The organism is Streptomyces sp. NPDC090108, assembly GCF_044747185.1.
In the GTDB taxonomy this organism is placed as follows: domain Bacteria; phylum Actinomycetota; class Actinomycetes; order Streptomycetales; family Streptomycetaceae; genus Streptomyces.
This window is the reverse complement of sequence record NZ_JBIVDQ010000001.1, coordinates 1,129,717-1,147,799: the sequence shown is the minus strand read 5'-3', so window position 1 is coordinate 1,147,799 and position 18,083 is coordinate 1,129,717. Positions and strand designations below refer to the sequence as shown.

Below are 18,083 nucleotides of genomic sequence, written 5' to 3'. Positions count from 1 at the left end.
GCTCACCTGGCCGTCGCCGTCATCAGATCGCGCAGCCGCTCGACGTAGAGCCGCATGTTCTTCCCCGCCACATCCGTGTCCGGGTAGCGGGCGGCCAGCCACAGGCCGTCGTGCACCCGGTTCACCCACACGCACACCTGGTCCCCGTACGACACCCGCAGCAGCCCGTACGCCCGCTGCTCCGCCCACCGGGCCGCGCCCGGGATGCCGCGCGCGTCGACGAACGACACGATCGAGTACAGGTCGGGCGAGGTCGGCCGGAAGTCCGTGCCGAGCAGGCGGAGCACCCGGGCCAGCGGCATCCGGGACATCGGCCGGTTCGCCTGGAGCTCGGCGCGCACGGCCCGCAGGGTGGACGGCAGGTCGGGGGTCTCGGCCACCGGCACCTCGATGGGGGCGCCGCCCACGTACCAGCCGACGGAGTCGGACCAGCGCGACTTCACCCGGGTGTGGAACGGCACCACCGTCCGGTACACCGACTGCCCGCCCAGCTCGTGCACGATCAGCGCGGTGGCGGCCAGCAGTCCGACCAGGCTGCCGCCGTACGGCCGGCAGTACGTCTCGAACGCGGCGGCCGTGTCGGCGTCCGCCAGCGGCTCGGACAGCATCCGCTGCCGGGGCAGCGGGCCGCCGGGCTCCAGACCGAGATCGACGGGGAAGCCCGGCAGGGTCCCGTCGCAGCGCCGGATGAACTCCCGCCAGCGGGCGACCGTCTCGTGGCCGTCGTCGACCCGGTCGGCGTCCGCCCGCTCGATCTCGCAGAAGTCGATGTAACTGGCGGCCGGCGTCCGCACCACGGGCCCCCGCCCCTCCTGGCCCGCCGTGTACAGCTCCTCGATCTCGGCGGCGATGCCGTGCAGCGAGTAGGCGTCCACGTTGCTGTGGTCGAAGGCCATGTACACGCTGGCCGAGTCGTCCCGTACGACGGCCGTGTAGACGAGGTTGGGCCAGCGCAGCGCGTCCGCGACGGTGTCGAACCGGTGCTGGAGGTGCCGGGTCAGCTCGTCCGCGTCGGAGAAGTCGCCGACCGTCTCGCGGCGCAGGGACACGTCCGCGGCGTCCAGCGTGAACCGGCGCAGTTCGTCGCCGGACGCGCCCGTCCAGCGGAAGCCGCTGCGCAGCGTCTCGTGCCGGACCGTCCAGGCGCGCAGGCACTCCTGGAGCAGGTCCAGGTCGACCGGTCCCGCCAGGTCGAAGGCCGTGCCGATCCAGGTCGGCACGAACAGGCCGTCCTGGCGCACCGACCTCGCCGTCCTGATGTGCGACTCCTGGATGTAGGACGGCGGCCGGGAGTCGTCGGGCAGCCCGGCCGCCGCGGCGACGGTCTCCGGGCTCAGCGTCCACTCGACGAGCCGGCCCGGCCGGACCTCGCAGCGCTGGATGTCAGTGATACGCACGCGTCTCCGATCGCAGAAGGGGACCCCGTCTGTTGTGGCCCCCCGTCAAGGGAATGCCGTCGGAGGCGGCGCGGACATGCCCGCCCGGGGCATTTCAGCGGAACGGATGGCGGGCCGAACGCGCAGGTGAATAACCGACGGTGACCGCTGCGGAAGGCGGTACGGAGGCGGGGCCCCGGCCGGACGCGGGAGGCGGGCGCGCGGGTCAGGCGCCGATGTCCTCGTTCCACAGGGCCGGTTCGGCCTCGATGAAGCCGCGCATCAGCGCGGTGCAGCCGGGGTCGTCCAGGAGCACGATCTCCACGCCGTGTGCGGCCAGCCAGTCGTGGCCGCCGTGGAAGGTCTCGGCCTCGCCGATCACCACGCGCGAGATGCCGAACTGCCGGACCAGGCCGCTGCAGTACCAGCAGGGGGACAGCGTGGTGACCATGGTGGTGCCGCGATAGGTGCGCTGCCGCCCGGCGGCGCGGAACGCGGCCGTCTCCGCGTGCAGCGAGGGATCACCGTCCTGCACGCGGCGGTTGCGCCCGCGGCCGAGGAGGGTGCCGTCGGGGCCGTAGAGGGCGGCCCCGACCGGGACGCCGCCCTCGGCGAGCCCGGCCCGGGCCTCCTCGACGGCGACGGCGAGCCAGGCGCGTGCCTGTTCCGGATCCATGCCCCACTGTCTACCCGGCCGGCACCCCCGGCAACGCGACCCCGCCGACACGGTGCCGGGCCGGCGGCGTCCGGGATCCGCCGGGATCCCCTACGGGGCCACGCGCTACCCGCCGGGACTCCCTACGGGGGCCACGCGCCATCCGCCTGGATCCCCTACGGGGCCACGCGCTACCCGTCGGGATCCCCTACGGAGCCACGCGCTACCCGTCGGGATCCCCTACGGAGCCACGCGCCATCCGCCGGGATCCCCTACGGGGCCACCCGCAGCAGCAGCTTGCCCGTGCTCGTCCGGCCGCCCATCAGCCGGTGCGCCTCCGCCGCCTCCTCCAGCGCGAACTCGGCCGTCACCGGCAGGCTCACCGTGCCGTCGGTCACCTTGGCGAAGGCCTGTGCGGCGAGGCGGCGCAGGGCCTCGGGGGCCGTCCGCGCGAGCGTGAGGATCGAGAACCCGGCGACCGAGAGGCCGAGCGGGTACAGCTCCGGCTGGCCCGCGCTCCACGGCTCGGCCGAACTCGCGTTGCCGAAGGAGACCAGGCGGCCGAAGGGCGCGAGCGAGGCCAGGCCCGCCCGCAGGGTGTCGCCGCCCACCGGATCCAGGACCAGGTCGGCGCCCCGGCCGCCGGTCGCCCGCCGCACCGCCTCCCCGAAGTCGCCGGTGAACACCTCGTCGTAGCCGTGCTCCTTGGCGTACGACGCCTTCGCCGCCGAGGAGACCACGCCGTACACCGCGCCCGCGCCCGCCGCCCGCGCCAACTGGCCCACCACCGTGCCGACTCCGCCGGCCGCGCCCTGGACGAGCACCGACTCGCCCGGCTGGAGCCGGCCGACGGTGTGCACGAGGGCGTACGCGGTGGGCAGCACGGTCGGCAGCGAGGCGGCCGTGCGCAGGTCCAGGCCGTCCGGGACCGGGAAGACGGTCGCCGCGTCGGCGACGGCCACCTCCGCGTACGCGCCGCCCGCGGTGAGCGCCGTCACCTCCTGGCCGACGGCGAGGCCCGTGACACCCGCGCCGAGCGCGCGGACCCGCCCGGAGACCTCCAGGCCGGGCACGTACGGCAGCGCCGGCACCCGGTAGCCCTCCGCGCGCGCCTTCAGGTCGGCGAAGTTGACCCCCGTCCAGGCGACGTCGACGCTCACCTGGCCGGGGCCCGGCTCCGGCACCGCGGCCGTCACCGCCCGCAGCACCCCGGGACCGCCGAACTCCCGCAACTCGACCGCACGCATGCCGAACCCCCGCCTCGAAAGGAGTGTTCAATGGGAAACGAACACTCGGGAGTGTATGGCTGCCGTCGAACACTCGGCAAGAGGGGGCGGCGCCGTGCCGACCCGGTCCGGCAGGGGTGTGCGCGGGACAAAGCGGTCCGTCGGCGATACTGGGACGCATGGCTTATGACGATCTTCGCTCCCTGCTGAGGGCACTGGAGCGCGAGGGAGACCTCAAGCGCATCAAGGCCGAGGTCGACCCCTACCTGGAGGTCGGGGAGATCGTCGACCGGGTGCAGAAATCCGGCGGTCCGGCGCTCCTCTTCGAGAACGTCAAGGGCGCGGCGATGCCGCTGGCCATGAACGTCTTCGGCACCGACCGCCGGCTACTGAAGGCGCTCGGCCTGAAGTCGTACGGCGACATCACCGACAAGATCGGCGGGCTGCTGCGGCCCGAACTGCCGCACGGGTTCGTGGGCGTGCGCGAGGCGTTCGGCAAGCTCGGCACGATGGCGCACGTCCCGCCGAAGAAGGTGAAGTCCGACAACGCGCCCGTGCAGGAGGTCGTCCTGCACGGCGACGACGTCGATCTCGACGCGCTGCCCGCCCTGTTCACCTGGCCGAAGGACGGCGGCTCCTTCTTCAACCTCGGGCTCACCCACACCAAGGACCCCGAGACCGGCATCCGCAACCTGGGTCTGTACCGCCTCCAGCGCCACGACAAGCGCACCATCGGCATGCACTGGCAGATCCACAAGGACAGCCGGAACCACTACCAGGTGGCCGCCCGGCGCGGTGAGCGGCTGCCGGTCGCCATCGCCTTCGGCTGCCCGCCCGCCGTGACCTACGCCTCCACCGCCCCGCTCCCCGGCGACATCGACGAGTACCTCTTCGCCGGGCTCGTCGCGGGCAAGCGGATCGAGATGGTCGACTGTAAGACCGTCCCGCTCCAGGTCCCGGCGAACGCCGAGGTCGTCATCGAGGGCTGGCTGGAGCCGGGCGAGATGCTCCCGGAGGGCCCCTTCGGCGACCACACCGGCTTCTACACCCCGCAGGAACCGTTCCCCGCGCTGAAGATCGACTGCGTGACGATGCGGAAGCGCCCGCTGCTGCAGTCGATCGTCGTCGGCCGGCCGCCCACCGAGGACGGCCCCCTCGGCCGGGCAACGGAACGGTTCTTCCTGCCCCTGCTCAAGATCATCGTCCCGGACATCGTGGACTACCACCTGCCCGAGGCCGGCGGCTTCCACAACTGCGCGATCGTCTCGATCGACAAGAAGTACCCCAAGCACGCCCAGAAGGTCATGCACGCGATCTGGGGCGCGCACATGATGTCCCTGACCAAGCTGATCGTCGTCGTCGACTCCGACTGCGACGTGCACGACCTGCACGAGGTCGCCTGGCGCGCCCTCGGCAACACCGACTACGCCCGCGACCTCACGGTCGTCGAGGGGCCGGTCGACCACCTCGACCACTCCTCCTACCAGCAGTTCTGGGGCGGCAAGGCGGGCATCGACGCCACGAAGAAGTGGCCCGAGGAGGGCTACACCCGTGACGGCGGGTGGCCGGACATGGTCCTGTCGGACCCGGATACGGCGGCGCTGGTCGACCGCCGCTGGAAGGAATACGGCCTGTGAGCACCCCGTCCGCCGCCGCGATCCCGCAGCCCGGCCGCACCAGGGCCTTCCTGCGCCTCGTGATGATCGAGCACTCGGTCTTCGCGCTGCCCTTCGCCTACATCGCCTCGCTCACCGCGATGTACGAGTGGGACAGGAACATCCACTGGGGCCGGCTGCTGCTCGTCACCGTCTGCATGGTGGGCCTGCGCACGTTCGCGATGGCCGTCAACCGGATCATCGACCGCGAGATCGACGCCCGCAACCCGCGCACCGCGCACCGCGAGCTGGTCACCGGCGCGATGTCGGTGCGGCACGCGTGGACCGGCGCCCTGATCGCCGTGGTGATCTTCCTGGGCGCGGCGGCGCTGCTGAACCCGCTCTGCCTGGCGCTGGCCCCCGTCGCGGTGATCCCGATGGTGGTCTACCCCTACGGCAAGCGGTTCACCAACTTCCCGCAGGCCATCCTCGGTCTGGCCCAGGCGATGGGCCCGATCGGCGGCTGGCTGGCCATCTCCGGCCACTGGTCCTGGGACGCGGTGATCCTCGGCCTCGCCGTCGGCATCTGGATCGGCGGCTTCGACCTCATCTACGCCTGCCAGGACGTCGAGTCCGACCGGGAGGGCGGGGTCCTGTCGGTCCCGGCCCGCTTCGGCATCCCGGCCGCGATCTGGGGCGCCCGCGCCTGCCACGTCGTCACCACGGCCCTGTTCGTCTGGTACGCCCTCGCCACCCACGCCGGGCCGTTCCTCTGGCTGGGCCTGGTCATCGTCGCGGGCGCCTTCGTCTACGAGCACCGCATCGTGCGCCCGCACGACCTGTCCCGGCTGAACAGGGCGTTCTTCTCGACGAATGGATTCATCGGGATCTCGTTGTTCGTCTGCGCACTGCTCGACCTGCTGGTCCGTGGGCTCACGGTGTGACTCGATCGAGCGATCGGGTGGCGAACGTATGAGATCGGGCCGATAGCGGGACCAGCTCTGGAGATGTCCCCGCCTCGGCGGGGGTCGTCCGCCGTTCACGCTGAAGAACGCCCGGTTCAGCCGGTTGTCCCCGCCAACGCGGGGTTTCCGCCCGGCGGTCCGTCGTATCGGCGGGCCGCCGGAGGCGTAGGCATCGGACCCGGCCCGAGCGTCCGGCTACGCGCCGGTACTCTCAAGGTGTGAACGCAGGAGAAACACAGCGCGCGCCTTGGATCGTGGGGGTGTCCGGAGCTTCCGGGACGCCGTATGCGGCAGCCGTGCTGCGGGCGTTGCTGGATGCCGGGGAAGCGGTCGACCTGGTGGTCAGCCGGGCCTCCCGGCTGACCCTGCTGGACGAGACCGGGATCTCCTTCCGGGACGCGCACTGGCAGGAAGACCTGCGGGAATGGCTGGCCAGGGGGGCCGACGGCAAGCCGGACACCTTCGACGCGGACGTCAGCGGGGTGCGCTACTGGAGCGCCGGGGACCTCGCGGCGGGGCCGTCCTCGGGGTCGTACCCGGCCAAGGGGATGCTCATCGTGCCGGCCTCCACGGCCTGTGTGGCGGGGGTCGCCCTCGGGCTCTCCAAGGACCTGCTCCAGCGCGCGGCGAGCGTCACCCTCAAGGAACGCCGGCCGCTGGTCGTGGCCGTACGGGAGGCCCCGCTGAACGGGCAGACCCTGCGTCAGCTGGTCGCGCTGGACGACGCCGGCGCGAGCGTGGTGCCCGCGTCGCCGGCGTTCTACGCGGGCGCGACCCACATCCAGGACCTGGTGGACTTCGTCGCGGGACGGGTGCTGGACGCGGCGGGCGTCGGGCACGGCCTGTACCGCCGGTGGAAGGGCGAACTGGGCGGCGGCACGCCGGGCCGGTAGCCGAGCAAGGCGCAGTACCTCTCATCACTTCGGGAAATCTTCAGCGGAAGGCTTCGATTCGATGGACGCGGTGGACAGGCAGCTCATCCAGGCTCTGAGAGAGAACGGCCGGGCCTCCTACGCGGAGCTGGGGCGTCTCGTCGGCCTGTCGGGCCCGAGCGTCACCGACCGCATCAACCGGCTGGAGGCGGCCGGGGTCATCACCGGCTACCGCGCCACGGTGAACTCGGCCTCGCTCGGCCTCGGCGTGACCGCCCTGATCGGCATCTCGCTCTCGGACGCCGCCGACCACGAGGACGTGGCGCGCCGGCTGAGGGACCTGCCGGAGATCGAGGACTGCTGGTTCATCGCCGGCGACGACTCCTTCATGCTCAAGGCGCGGGCCGCGGACGTGGACGGCCTGGAGCGGATCATCCGGCGGCTGTCCGGGACCAAGGGCGTCTCGCGGACGCGCACCACCATCGTGCTGTCCACCAAGTGGGAGAACCGGGTGGGGGAGCTCCCCGAGGAGATGTGACGGCCCCGGGCGCCGTGCGGGCACCGTTCGCCGGCCCGGCGGGGGAGTACGGTTGGTCAAGTTGTCGTGGAAAGGTGAGGAAATGGACGTCGGGCTCAAGCGCGAGCTGGAGGAGAAGGTCCGCTCCGGTGAGCGGCTGACTCGCGAGGACGGCATCGCGCTGTACGAGTCGGACGATCTGGCGTGGCTGGGCGGGCTCGCGCACGAGGTGCGCACCCGCAAGAACGGCGACGTCGTGCACTTCAACGTCAACCGTCACCTCAACATGACGAACGTGTGCACCGCTTCGTGCGCCTACTGCTCCTTCCAGCGCAAGCCGGGCGAGAAGGACGCGTACACGATGCGCATTGAGGAGGCCGTCAAGCTCGCCAAGGCGATGGAGACGGAGAACCTCACCGAGCTGCACATCGTCAACGGCCTGCACCCGAGCCTGCCGTGGCGCTACTACCCGCGTTCGCTGCGGGAGCTGAAGGCGGCGCTGCCGAACGTCTCGCTGAAGGCGTTCACGGCGACGGAGATCCACCACTTCGAGACCATCTCCGGTCTCTCGGCCTCCGAGATCCTCGACGAGCTGATCGACGCGGGCCTGGAGTCCCTCACCGGCGGCGGCGCCGAGATCTTCGACTGGGAGGTCCGGCAGCACATCGTGGACCACCGCACCCACTGGGAGGACTGGTCCCGCATCCACCGGCTGGCGCACGAGAAGGGTCTGAAGACCCCGTGCACCATGCTCTACGGGCACATCGAGGAGCCCCGCCACCGCGTGGACCACGTGCTGCGGCTGCGTGAACTCCAGGACGAGACCGGTGGCTTCCAGGTCTTCATCCCGCTGCGCTACCAGCACGACTTCGTCGACATGCAGGACGGCAAGGTCCGCAACAAGCTCCAGGCGCGCACCCAGATGGCGACCGGCGCCGAGGCGCTGAAGACGTTCGCCGTCTCCCGTCTGCTCTTCGACAACGTCCCGCACGTGAAGGTGTTCTGGGTCATGCACGGCGTGCAGACCGCCCAGCTCGCCCTCCAGCACGGCGCGGACGACATGGACGGCTCGGTCGTCGAGTACAAGATCACGCACGACGCGGACAACTACGGCACGCCGAACAAGCTGACCCGCGAGGACCTGCTCGACCTGATCCGCGACGCCGGCTTCCGCCCGGTGGAGCGCAACACGCGCTACGAGATCATCCGCGAGTACGAGGGCGCGGACCCGCTGCGCCGCGAGTCGCCGCAGGCCATGCGCGTGTGACGCACGGGACGGGAAAGGGGGCTGTGCGCGCACAGGTGTAATGGATAATCTGCGCGCATGCCCCTTACCTTCACCCTGGATCCCGCCGTCACCCCGGTCCTCCGCGACGGCTTCGCCGACCTGTGGACCGATGTCTCCAACGCCGGCGGTGCCGTGGGCTTCGTACCGCCCGTGACGCGGGAGGACGTGCGGCCCGAGGTGATGCGCTGCCTCGCGCAGCTGGCCGAGGGGAACCAGCGGCTGCTGATCGGCCACGACGAGACGGGCCGGGTGGCCGCGTCGGCGGTCTTCGGCCTCAACTCCCACCGCCTGAAGAAGCACTGGGTGTGGCTCTACACGGTGATGGTCCACCCGGAGCACCAGGGCAAGGGCTACGGCCGCGACCTGCTCGCGGCCGCCGCCGAGGGGGCCCGCGGCTTCGGCGGCACGGAGGCGATACGCCTCACCTGCCGCGGCGGCCTCGGGCTGGAGCACTTCTACGGCTCCTGCGGCTACAAGGAGGTCGGGCGGGTGCCCGGCGCGATCCGGGTCGCCCCCGGCGACGACCGCGACGACATCATCATGATGCTCCCGCTCGGCTGACCCCCCTGCAAGATCGGGCACATACCGTGCTTCACTGGGCGATGGCCCTTTTTGGATTCGGAAGAGTGGATTGAGATGCTCCGCTACACGCTGATGCGCCTCGGCGTCTTCGCCGGCTGCTTCGCCGTCGTCTGGGGAGCCGTCTACCTCGGCATCTTCCCGCGCGGATTCGGCGACTCCAACCTCTTCTGGGTCCTGCTGCTGTCGCTGGTCCTGTCGGCGCCGATCAGCTGGGTGGTGCTGCGCAAGGAGCGCGAGCGGGCCTCCGTGCAGGTGTCCGGCAAGGTCGACCGGATCAAGGCCAACCTGGACGCCAACCGCAGCCAGGAGGACGACGCCGCCGACGACTCCGTCCGCGCGCAGGGCCAGGCTTCCTGACCCGCCAGGCTTCCTGCCCCTCCTCCCCGCCCGGTCCGCCCTACCCGCGTCACCCCGCGCGCGCCGCGTCTCGCCGCGCCCGGTCGGCCCGTCCGGCCCGCCTGACCTCCTCGGCCCCCCCTCCCGCACACCCCGCCCGGCCTCCGGCGGGGTCGCAGCCATGCCCGCCGCGCCCTGTGCCGCCTCCGCCGGGAGCCGCGAACCTGAACGGCCCTCACGAAATCTCCGAGGCTGCACACGCCCGGCTCCGGACCACCTCGGAACGCGCACGAGGCCGCCACAGCCGCCTCGTACGATCGCCTGGCTAACCCGCGGTAACCCATGCCCCCGGCCTCTCGCCGGTGAACGCCTCGGTGGGCGAGGCACGTACGTCAGGCAGCAAGCAGTTCACCGCTGCACGCCCGAGGAGCCGCCCCGTGACCACACCCACTCCGTTTCCGAGCGCCCCTGCCTCCTCCGGCGCGCACGTCTCGGCCACCGACTACGACGGCCGCCCGGTCCTGGTCGAACCCGCGACCCGGCGGCTGAACGGCGTCGTACGGGAGGCGTACGTCCCGCCGTTCGCGCCCCCGGTGACGCGGGGCTCGCTCGCCGACCTGCCGTTCGACAACGCCGAGGAGGACCCCGGCGCGATCGTGCTCGGCCGCAGGGTCGACGAGGAGCACTGGGAGGACGTGACGGCCGCTCTGTTCGCCCAGCAGGTGACGGCCGTGGCGAAGGGGCTGATCGCCGAGGGCCTGATGCCGGGGGACCGGATCGCGGTCATGGCCCGGACGACGTACGAGTGGACGCTGCTGGACTTCGCCGCGTGGGCGGCCGGACTGGTCACCGTCCCCGTCTACCCCACCTCCTCCGTCTTCCAGACGCGCTGGATCCTGCACGACTCCGGAGCGGTCGCCCTCATCACGGAGACCGCCGACGAGGCCGCCGCGATCGAGCCCGAACTCCAGCACCTGCCCGGCCTCAGGCATCTGTGGGTCATCGACGAGGCGCACGTGGAGGGGCTCGCCCAGCAGGGCGTCCCGGTGCCGGACAGCGAGGTGGCCGTGCGCCGGGGCATGCTCGGCCCCGACACCCTCGCCACGCTCATCTACACCTCGGGCACCACCGGCCGCCCCAAGGGCTGCGCCCTCTCGCACGGCAACTTCTTCGCGGAGATCGACAACGCCATCGAACTCCTCCACCCGGTCTTCAAGGCCGGCCGCGGGGCGGACGCGTCGGTGCTGCTCTTCCTGCCGATGTCCCATGTCTTCGGCCGGATGGTGGCGATCGCGTGCGTCCGCGCGCGGGTGCGGCTCGGCCACGCGCCGAGCCTGAGGGCGGACGACCTGCTCGCGGACCTGGCCGCCTTCCGCCCCACCTGCCTGCTGACCATCCCCTATCTGCTGGAGAAGCTCTACAACGCCGCCCGGGCGAGCGCGGAGGCGGGCGGCCGGCTGACGACCTTCGAGCGCGCGGCGGCGACGGCCGTACGGTACGGCGAGGCGCTGGAGGCCCGGCAGAACGGCACCGGGAACGGCCCCAACGCGGCTCTGAAGGCGGCCCGTTCGCTGTACGACCCACTGGTCTACCGGCGCATCAGGGCCGCCATGGGCGGCAAGGTCCGCTGCGCCATCTCCGGCGGCTCCCCGCTCGGCCGGCGCCTGGCCGCCTTCTACGCCGGGGCCGGCATCGACATCTTCGAGGGGTACGGCCTGACGGAGACCACCGCCGCCGCCACGGTCACCCCGCCGCTCAAGCCCCGCCTCGGCACGGTCGGCTGGCCGCTGCCCGGCACCCGGGTCCGGATCGCGGCGGACGGCGAGATCCTGGTCGCCGGCGACCACGTCCTGCGCGGCTACTGGGATCCGCAGGCGGGCGGTGTCGTCCCCGCCACCCAGGAGGGCTGGCTGGCCACCGGCGACATCGGCGAGCTGGACGACGAGGGGTATCTGACCATCACCGGCCGCAAGAAGGAGATGCTGGTCACGGCGACGGGCAAGTCGGTGGCCCCCGCGTTCCTGGAGAACTGGCTGCGCCAGCACCCGCTGATCTCCCAGTGCATGCTCGTCGGCGACGGCCGCCCGTACATCTCCGCCCTGCTGACCCTGGACGGCGTCGGCATCAACCACTGGCGCCAGATGAACGGCAAGCACCCCGTGCCGCCGGAACTCCTGCTCGGCGACCCCGAGCTGGAGGCCGTCCTCCAGCACGCGGTCGACGAGGCCAACACCCTCGTCTCCCGCCCCGAGTCCGTCCGCCGCTTCGCCGTCCTGCCCGTCGACTTCACGGAGGAGGCGGGCCATCTGACGCCGTCGATGAAACTGCGCAGGGAGAAGATCCTCGCGGACTTCGCCGACACGGTGGGCGGCCTGTACGGCGGCTGATCCACCCGCCCCCCCCGGCGTCCACCGGTCCGCCCGCGCCGGTGTGCCGGGTGGGGGTGGACCGGCGCGTCCGGAGGAGTCCGCCGGGGTGACGCGCGTGACGTCTTCATGATCCCCGGACGCCTTGCGCGGAGATCACGCCAAGGGGACACGGGGGCCGGGACGGGCCGGAAGAGGGAACACGCGGGCGGAGAGACGCGCGGAGTCCGGCAGATTCCGGAAGCGGCGGCGCGGTCGCGGATCGCGCGGAATTCGCCGGGAATTCATCCGGTGTTCCCGGGAAAAGGCAGGAGCCCCGTTGGCCGTGAGGCGCGGGGCTCCTTGGGTACTGCTCTCAGGTTCTGCGATCAGGCAGTGATCAGACGGGGGTGACGTTCTCCGCCTGCGGACCCTTCGGACCCTGCGTCACGTCGAAGGAGACCTGCTGGTTCTCCTCGAGCGAGCGGAAGCCCTGGGCGTTGATCGCGGAGTAGTGGACGAAGACGTCGGGGCCGCCGCCCTCCTGGGCGATGAAGCCAAAGCCCTTTTCGGCGTTGAACCACTTAACGGTTCCGGTAGCCATAAGCCCTCCTTGGGCTCAAAAGGGTTTGCCCTGCTCCAGAACCTGCACGTGCGAAACGGTGCTGCACAATTGCATTCGTCTGAAAACGACGAGAGCCCGCGGTCACATGCTCCGCAGGCTCTGTACTGCAAGGGAAACCAAACTGCAACTTGCGGCGAGCCTAGCACGCAGGCACCCGAAAGCAATAGAGGTCAAGATCACTTCACCCGTATGTTTGAAACCCCGGACGGGTGTGTTGACGGCGGGGTGGGTCCCCGGGCCGTACGGCGGGGGGTCTAGTCTCGCGATGTGGACAATTCTCGCACCCGGCCGCGTGTCGGCCACATCCAGTTCCTGAACTGCCTGCCCCTGTACTGGGGGCTCGCGAGAACCGGCACGCTCCTCGACTTCGAGCTGACCAAGGACACCCCGGAGAAGCTCAGCGAGAAGCTCGTGCGCGGCGATCTCGACATCGGGCCCATCACCCTCGTCGAGTTCCTGCGCAACGCCGACGACCTGGTCGCCTTCCCGGACATCGCCGTCGGCTGCGACGGCCCCGTGATGTCCTGCGTGATCGTCTCGCAGGTCCCCCTCGACCAGCTGGACGGCGCCCGCGTCGCCCTCGGTTCGACCTCGCGCACCTCGGTCCGGCTCGCCCAGCTGCTGCTGGCCGAGCGCTACGGCGTACAGCCCGACTACTACAGCTGCCCGCCCGACCTCAGCCTGATGATGCAGGAGGCCGACGCCGCCGTCCTCATCGGTGACGCCGCCCTGCGCGCCAACCTGCTCGACGGCCCCCGCTACGGCCTCGAGGTGCACGACCTCGGCGCGCTGTGGAAGGAGTGGACGGGGCTGCCGTTCGTCTTCGCGGTCTGGGCGGCCCGGCGCGACTACCTGGAGCGCGAGCCGGAGATCACCCGTCAGGTCCACGAGGCCTTCCTCTCCTCCCGCAACCTCTCCCTGGAGGAGGTCACCAAGGTCGCCGAGCAGGCCGCCCGCTGGGAGGCCTTCGACGAGACGATCCTGGAGCGGTACTTCACCACCCTCGACTTCAGCTTCGGCGCCCCGCAGCTGGAGGCGGTCACGGAGTTCGCGAAGCGCGTGGGACCGACCACGGGATTCCCGGCGGACGTGAAGGTGGATCTCCTGGCGCCGTAATCACTAGGCTGCGTTCGGTGAGGCGCGCCGGGGGGACCGGGGAGAGGTGGACGCCATGCAGCCGCTCGGAGCCGACGAACCGGCCGCCATCGGGCCCTACCGGCTGCTCGGCCGGCTCGGCTCCGGCGGCATGGGCCGGGTCTACCTGGGCCGCAGCGCCGGCGGCCGCACGGTCGCCGTCAAGATCGTGCACCCTCACTACGCGCTGGACGAGCAGTTCCGCGCCCGCTTCCGGCGCGAGGTGGAGGCCGCGCGCCGGGTCGGCGGCGCCTGGACCGCGCCGGTCCTCGACGCGGACCCGGAGGCGGCCGTGCCCTGGGTCGCCACCGGCTACGCGGCCGGCCCCTCCCTCGCCGCGGCCGTCACGGACGGCGGCCCGCTGCCCGCCCGCACGGTGCGGGCCCTGGGCGCGGGCCTCGCCGAGGCGCTCACGGCGGTGCACGAGCTGGGCCTCGTCCACCGGGACGTCAAACCCTCCAACATCCTGCTGACCCTCGACGGCCCGCTGCTGATCGACTTCGGCATCGCGCGGGCCACGGACGGCACCGCGTCCCTGACCTCGACCGGCGTCTCCGTCGGCTCGCCCGGCTACATGGCCCCCGAGCAGATCCTCGGCAGGACGGCCACCGGCGCGGCCGACGTCTTCTCCCTCGGCGCCGTCCTGGTGTACGCGGCGACGGGCCTGCCGCCCTTCCCCGGCGACTCCTCGGCCGCGCTGCTCTACAAGGTCGTGCACGAGGAGCCGGAACTCGGTTCCCTCGGCGGCGAGTTGCGTGAGGTGGCGGTCGCCTGCCTGGCCAAGGACCCCGCCGCGCGGCCGGCCCCCGCCGCACTCGCCCGGGGGCTCGCCCCCGAGGGAGCGGCCCGCCTGGTCACGGCCGGCTGGCTGCCCGGCCCGCTGGTCGAACAGGTCAGCCGCAGTGCCGTCCAGCTGCTCAACCTGGAGGCGGTGGGGGAGGCGCCGTCGGGACCGGTGGGATTCAGCAGCCCTTCGGTCCCGGCGCCCTCGGTCCCGGCGCCCTCGGTCCCGGCGCCCTCGGTCCCGGCGCCCTCGGTCCCGGCGCCCTGGGGACCGGGCGGCCCGGCCCCGAGGGCGCCCGCGGACTCCAACGGCCTTGCGGCCTCCACCGGCCCTGCGGCATCCGGTGGCTTCGAGGCCTCCACCGGCCCTGCGGTATCCGGTGGCTTCGAGGCTCCCACCGGCCCGACGGCATCCGGTGGCTTCGAGGCCTCCACCGGCCCTGCGGTATCCGGTGGCTTCGAGGCTCCCACCGGCCCGACGGCATCCGGTGGCCGCCCGGCTTCCGACAGTCCTGCGGCCTCCGCGGGGCCCGCGGCCCCGGCGGGGGACCCGGCTTCCGCGTCGCCGGACGCCGGGCGGTTCGGGCCCGCTCCCCGGATGGCCGCCACGGAAGCCGCCGACGCGGGCACCACCGGTTCCGGTACAGCGCGCGGGACGGGGGCCGGGACGGAGGCGGCGGGAGCCGCCGTGGCGGCGGCTCCGGGGGCGGTGACGGAGTCGTCCGGTGCCCCGGCCGGGGCACCCACCGTGGTGCCCGGGCAGCGGGGCGCGGTGCCGTCCCCGGGCAGGGTCACCGTCAGCGTCGCGGCCGCCGCCGGGCCCGGGGAGAGCGGGCGCGGGCGGCGGGTGAGCTGCACGGTGGCGCTGGCCGTGGCCGGTGCGCTGATCGGCGGGGTGGTGGGGCTGGGATCGCTGCTGCGGCCCTGGACCGGCGGCGGTGACGACACGGCGGACGGCGCGGCCTCCAAGCCCCGTCCCTCGGTCACCTCGGCCCCCTCCGGCTCCTCGGGTGCCTCCCCCGGTCCGTCCGCCGCGGCGACCGGGCCCGGGTCCGACCCGACCGGGAGCGCTCCGGCGCCCAGCACGCCGGGCGGCACCGGCGGCGCGGTCCCGTCCCGCTACCTCGGCACGTGGGAGGGCCCGGCCACCGGCCTGGGCGGCACCCTGCCCATGGGCACCTTCCGGCTCACCGTCCACCAGGCCGCCGTGGGCGCGGAGTTGGGGCGGCTGCGGCAGACCGACCAGCTCGGCGCGGTCTGCACGGACGTCCTCACGCTGAAGAAGGTCACCGGGACGCGGATCACCGCGACGTCCACCGGCGCCGCGGACAACCACGCCGGCTGCAACCCGACCCCGCACCCGGTGGAACTCACCCCGGCCGGCGACAGACTGACGTACACCTCGGACAGCGAGGCCGAGGGCAATCCGGTGGCGCGCCTGTCCAGGGCGGGGCAGAGCGATGGCTGACCTCGTGGAGGCGGCGCTGGTCGCCGTCGCCGCGGCCTGGGGCGTCGCGGCGGGCGCCCTGCTGCCCCGCGCCGCCCACCGGTTCGCCGTCCCGGACGGGGAACCCTGGCGCTCGCACTGCCCCGGCGGTCACCCGCTGCGCGGATGGCTCGGCCGCGTCCCGTGCGGCACCTGCGCGAGGACCCCGGCGGCAGCGCCCCTGGACCCGACCGGCACCCCGCACCCCGGAGCCGCCGGAGAACCCCGCCCCCCGGAGACCCGTACGGCCGATCCCGCAGCGACGGGGCAGCCGTACCCCGCAGCCGCCGACGAGCCACACTCCGCGACGACCCGGCAGCCGTACCCCGCAGAGTCCCGGGCGGCCGACCCCGCAGCGGCGGCGAGGCCCCACCCCGCGGAGACCTGCGCGGCCGACCCCGGAGCGACCGGCGAGCCGTACTTCGCGACAACCACCGGGCAGCCGTACCCCGTGACAACCCGCCAGCCGTACGTCCCCTCCGGTCTGTCGCTCGCCGGGGTGACCGCGGTCGTCTGTGCCGCGCTCGCGCTGGTCACCGGGGCGCGGCCCGAACTGGCGGTCTGGCTGGTGCTCGCGCCGGCCGGGGTGCTGCTGGGGGCCGTGGACCTGCGGGTGCGGCGGCTGCCGGACCCGCTCACACTGCCGCTCGCGGCCGCCGCGCTCGCGCTGCTCGGTGTCGCCGCCCTGCTCCCGGAGCACGCCGGGCACTGGCCCACCGCGCTCTACGGCGCCCTGGCGCTGGGCGGCGGCTACCTCGCGCTGTTCCTCGTCAACCCGGCCGGCATGGGGTTCGGCGACGTGAAACTCGCCCTCGGCGCGGGCGCCGTCCTCGGCTGGTACGGCTGGCCGACCGTGCTGCTCGGCACGTTCGCCGGGTTCGTGTCCGGGGCGCTCTACGGCGGCGCGCTGGTCGTCCTGCGCAGGGCGGACCGCGGGTCGGCGATCCCGTTCGGGCCGTTCCTCCTGGCGGGTGCCTTCGCGGGGCTGCTGGCAGGGGCGTTCACGGCCTGAGGTCGGACGGCCCCGGGCGCTGGCGTAGGCTGGCCGGGTCCGTTCACAACCTTGACGAAAGGGACGCCCGGTGTCCGAGAAGGCCGACCTCGCTTCCGTTGATGTCACAGCCGCGCTCGACCGGGCCGCCGCGGGCGGACGCATCACCCCCGAGGAAGCGCTCGTCCTCTACCGCGACGCCCCGCTGCACGCGCTGGGCGCCGCCGCCGACGCCGTACGCCGCCGCAAGTACGCGGGTATCGAGCACATCGCGACGTACATCATCGAGCGCAACATCAACTACACGAACGTGTGCGTCACGGCGTGCAAGTTCTGCGCGTTCTACGCGGCCCCCAAGGACACCAAGAAGGGCTGGACCCGCGACCTCGACGACATCCTGCGCCGCTGCGCGGAGACCGTCGAACTGGGCGGCACCCAGATCATGTTCCAGGGCGGCCACCACCCGGACTACGGCGTCGAGTACTACGAGACGCACTTCAAGGCCATCAAGGACGCCTTCCCGCAGCTGGTCATCCACTCCCTCGGCGCCTCCGAGGTCGAGCACATGGCCCGCATCTCCAAGGTCTCGGTCGAGGAGGCCATCACCCGCATCCACGCGGCCGGCCTGGACTCCTTCGCGGGCGCCGGCGCCGAACTGCTCCCCGAGCGGCCGCGCAAGGCCATCGCCCCGCTGAAGGAGAGCGGCGAGCGCTGGCTGGAGATCATGGAGACCGCCCACAAGCTCGGTGTCGAGTCCACCTCCACCATGCTGATGGGCACCGGCGAGACCAACGCCGAGCGCATCGAGCACCTGAGCATGATCCGTGACGTGCAGGACCGTACGGGCGGCTTCCGCGCCTTCATCCCGTACACCTACCAGCCCGAGAACAACCACCTGAAGGGCCGCACCCACGCGACCCTGTTCGAGTACCTGCGGATGATCGCCATCGCCCGCCTGTTCCTCGACAACGTCCAGCACATCCAGGGCTCCTGGCTGACCACGGGCAAGGAGGTCGGCCAGCTCTCCCTGCACTACGGCGCCGACGACCTCGGCTCGATCATGCTGGAGGAGAACGTGGTCTCCTCGGCCGGTGCCAGGCACCGCTCCAACCGCCTGGAGATCATCGACCTGATCCGCAAGGCGGGCCGCACCCCGGCGCAGCGCGCCACGACGTACGAGCACCTCGTCGTGCACGACGACCCGGCGAACGACCCGGTCGACGACCGCGTGGTCTCGCACATCTCCTCCACGGCCATCGAGGGCGGCACCGCCCACCCCGAGCTGAAGCTGCTGAGCGCCAACTGAT

16 protein-coding genes are annotated in these 18,083 nt (G+C 72.5%); 12 read left to right on the top strand and 4 right to left on the bottom strand.

Features of this window, described 5'->3' with window-relative positions:
- Nucleotides 1-2 precede the first annotated feature (2 nt).
- The 3 genes from ACIPRD_RS05090 to ACIPRD_RS05080 all read right to left on the bottom strand — a co-directional run bounded on the left by ACIPRD_RS05090 (nt 3) and on the right by ACIPRD_RS05080 (nt 3,278).
- Nucleotides 3-1,397, bottom strand: coding sequence for a condensation domain-containing protein (locus ACIPRD_RS05090; RefSeq protein ID WP_401559898.1), 1,395 nt, complete (start codon nt 1,395-1,397; stop codon nt 3-5).
- Nucleotides 1,398-1,602: 205 nt separating this feature from the next.
- Nucleotides 1,603-2,052, bottom strand: a complete 450-nt coding sequence (locus ACIPRD_RS05085; protein WP_356401100.1) for a nucleoside deaminase — start codon at nt 2,050-2,052, stop codon at nt 1,603-1,605.
- A gap of 251 nt (nt 2,053-2,303) precedes the next feature.
- Entirely contained in the window at nt 2,304-3,278 is a 975-nt protein-coding gene (locus tag ACIPRD_RS05080; protein WP_356401098.1) for a zinc-binding dehydrogenase, read from the bottom strand.
- A gap of 158 nt (nt 3,279-3,436) precedes the next feature.
- Between ACIPRD_RS05080 and ACIPRD_RS05075 the strand changes: the two genes are divergently transcribed.
- The 8 genes from ACIPRD_RS05075 (at nt 3,437) to ACIPRD_RS05040 (ending at nt 11,799) form a co-directional block, all read left to right on the top strand.
- Nucleotides 3,437-4,894: a menaquinone biosynthesis decarboxylase gene (locus ACIPRD_RS05075; protein WP_356401096.1), complete on the top strand. Its 1,458-nt coding sequence runs from the start codon at nt 3,437-3,439 to the stop codon at nt 4,892-4,894.
- A complete protein-coding gene (gene mqnP / locus ACIPRD_RS05070; RefSeq protein WP_356401094.1) occupies nt 4,891-5,796 on the top strand; it encodes a menaquinone biosynthesis prenyltransferase MqnP in 906 nt (301 codons plus the stop codon). Before ACIPRD_RS05075 ends, mqnP begins: the two co-directional genes overlap by 4 nt.
- A 239-nt stretch (nt 5,797-6,035) precedes the next feature.
- Complete coding sequence (locus ACIPRD_RS05065; protein WP_401559894.1) at nt 6,036-6,710, top strand: UbiX family flavin prenyltransferase; 675 nt, start codon at nt 6,036-6,038, stop codon at nt 6,708-6,710.
- A gap of 61 nt (nt 6,711-6,771) precedes the next feature.
- Nucleotides 6,772-7,227, top strand: coding sequence for an Lrp/AsnC family transcriptional regulator (locus tag ACIPRD_RS05060; protein ID WP_356401089.1), 456 nt, complete (start codon nt 6,772-6,774; stop codon nt 7,225-7,227).
- A gap of 82 nt (nt 7,228-7,309) precedes the next feature.
- Nucleotides 7,310-8,473 (top strand): aminofutalosine synthase MqnE, encoded by a 1,164-nt coding sequence (gene mqnE / locus ACIPRD_RS05055; protein ID WP_356401087.1) that lies wholly within the window; start codon nt 7,310-7,312, stop codon nt 8,471-8,473.
- Nucleotides 8,474-8,530: 57 nt separating this feature from the next.
- Entirely contained in the window at nt 8,531-9,055 is a 525-nt protein-coding gene (locus tag ACIPRD_RS05050; RefSeq protein ID WP_401559890.1) for a GNAT family N-acetyltransferase, read from the top strand.
- A gap of 75 nt (nt 9,056-9,130) precedes the next feature.
- Nucleotides 9,131-9,433, top strand: coding sequence for a DUF4229 domain-containing protein (locus tag ACIPRD_RS05045; RefSeq protein WP_356401083.1), 303 nt, complete (start codon nt 9,131-9,133; stop codon nt 9,431-9,433).
- A 416-nt stretch (nt 9,434-9,849) separates the two neighbouring features.
- Nucleotides 9,850-11,799 (top strand): AMP-dependent synthetase/ligase, encoded by a 1,950-nt coding sequence (locus tag ACIPRD_RS05040; RefSeq protein ID WP_401559888.1) that lies wholly within the window; start codon nt 9,850-9,852, stop codon nt 11,797-11,799.
- 358 nt (nt 11,800-12,157) lie between these two features.
- Here the strand turns inward: ACIPRD_RS05040 and ACIPRD_RS05035 are convergent, their stop codons facing one another.
- Nucleotides 12,158-12,361, bottom strand: a complete 204-nt coding sequence (locus tag ACIPRD_RS05035) for a cold-shock protein (RefSeq protein ID WP_003974443.1) — start codon at nt 12,359-12,361, stop codon at nt 12,158-12,160.
- Between the two features lie 288 nt (nt 12,362-12,649).
- Between ACIPRD_RS05035 and ACIPRD_RS05030 the strand changes: the two genes are divergently transcribed.
- From ACIPRD_RS05030 to mqnC, 4 genes are all read left to right on the top strand, one after another.
- Nucleotides 12,650-13,498, top strand: a complete 849-nt coding sequence (locus ACIPRD_RS05030; RefSeq protein WP_356401081.1) for a menaquinone biosynthesis protein — start codon at nt 12,650-12,652, stop codon at nt 13,496-13,498.
- Between the two features lie 55 nt (nt 13,499-13,553).
- Nucleotides 13,554-15,767 carry a protein kinase gene (locus ACIPRD_RS05025; RefSeq protein WP_401559885.1) on the top strand — a complete coding sequence of 738 codons (2,214 nt, stop codon included), beginning with the start codon at nt 13,554-13,556 and terminating at the stop codon, nt 15,765-15,767.
- Nucleotides 15,760-16,797 (top strand): prepilin peptidase, encoded by a 1,038-nt coding sequence (locus tag ACIPRD_RS05020; protein ID WP_401559882.1) that lies wholly within the window; start codon nt 15,760-15,762, stop codon nt 16,795-16,797. Before ACIPRD_RS05025 ends, ACIPRD_RS05020 begins: the two co-directional genes overlap by 8 nt.
- A 70-nt stretch (nt 16,798-16,867) precedes the next feature.
- Nucleotides 16,868-18,082: a cyclic dehypoxanthinyl futalosine synthase gene (gene mqnC / locus ACIPRD_RS05015; protein WP_356401075.1), complete on the top strand. Its 1,215-nt coding sequence runs from the start codon at nt 16,868-16,870 to the stop codon at nt 18,080-18,082.
- Nucleotide 18,083: the final 1 nt, after the last annotated feature.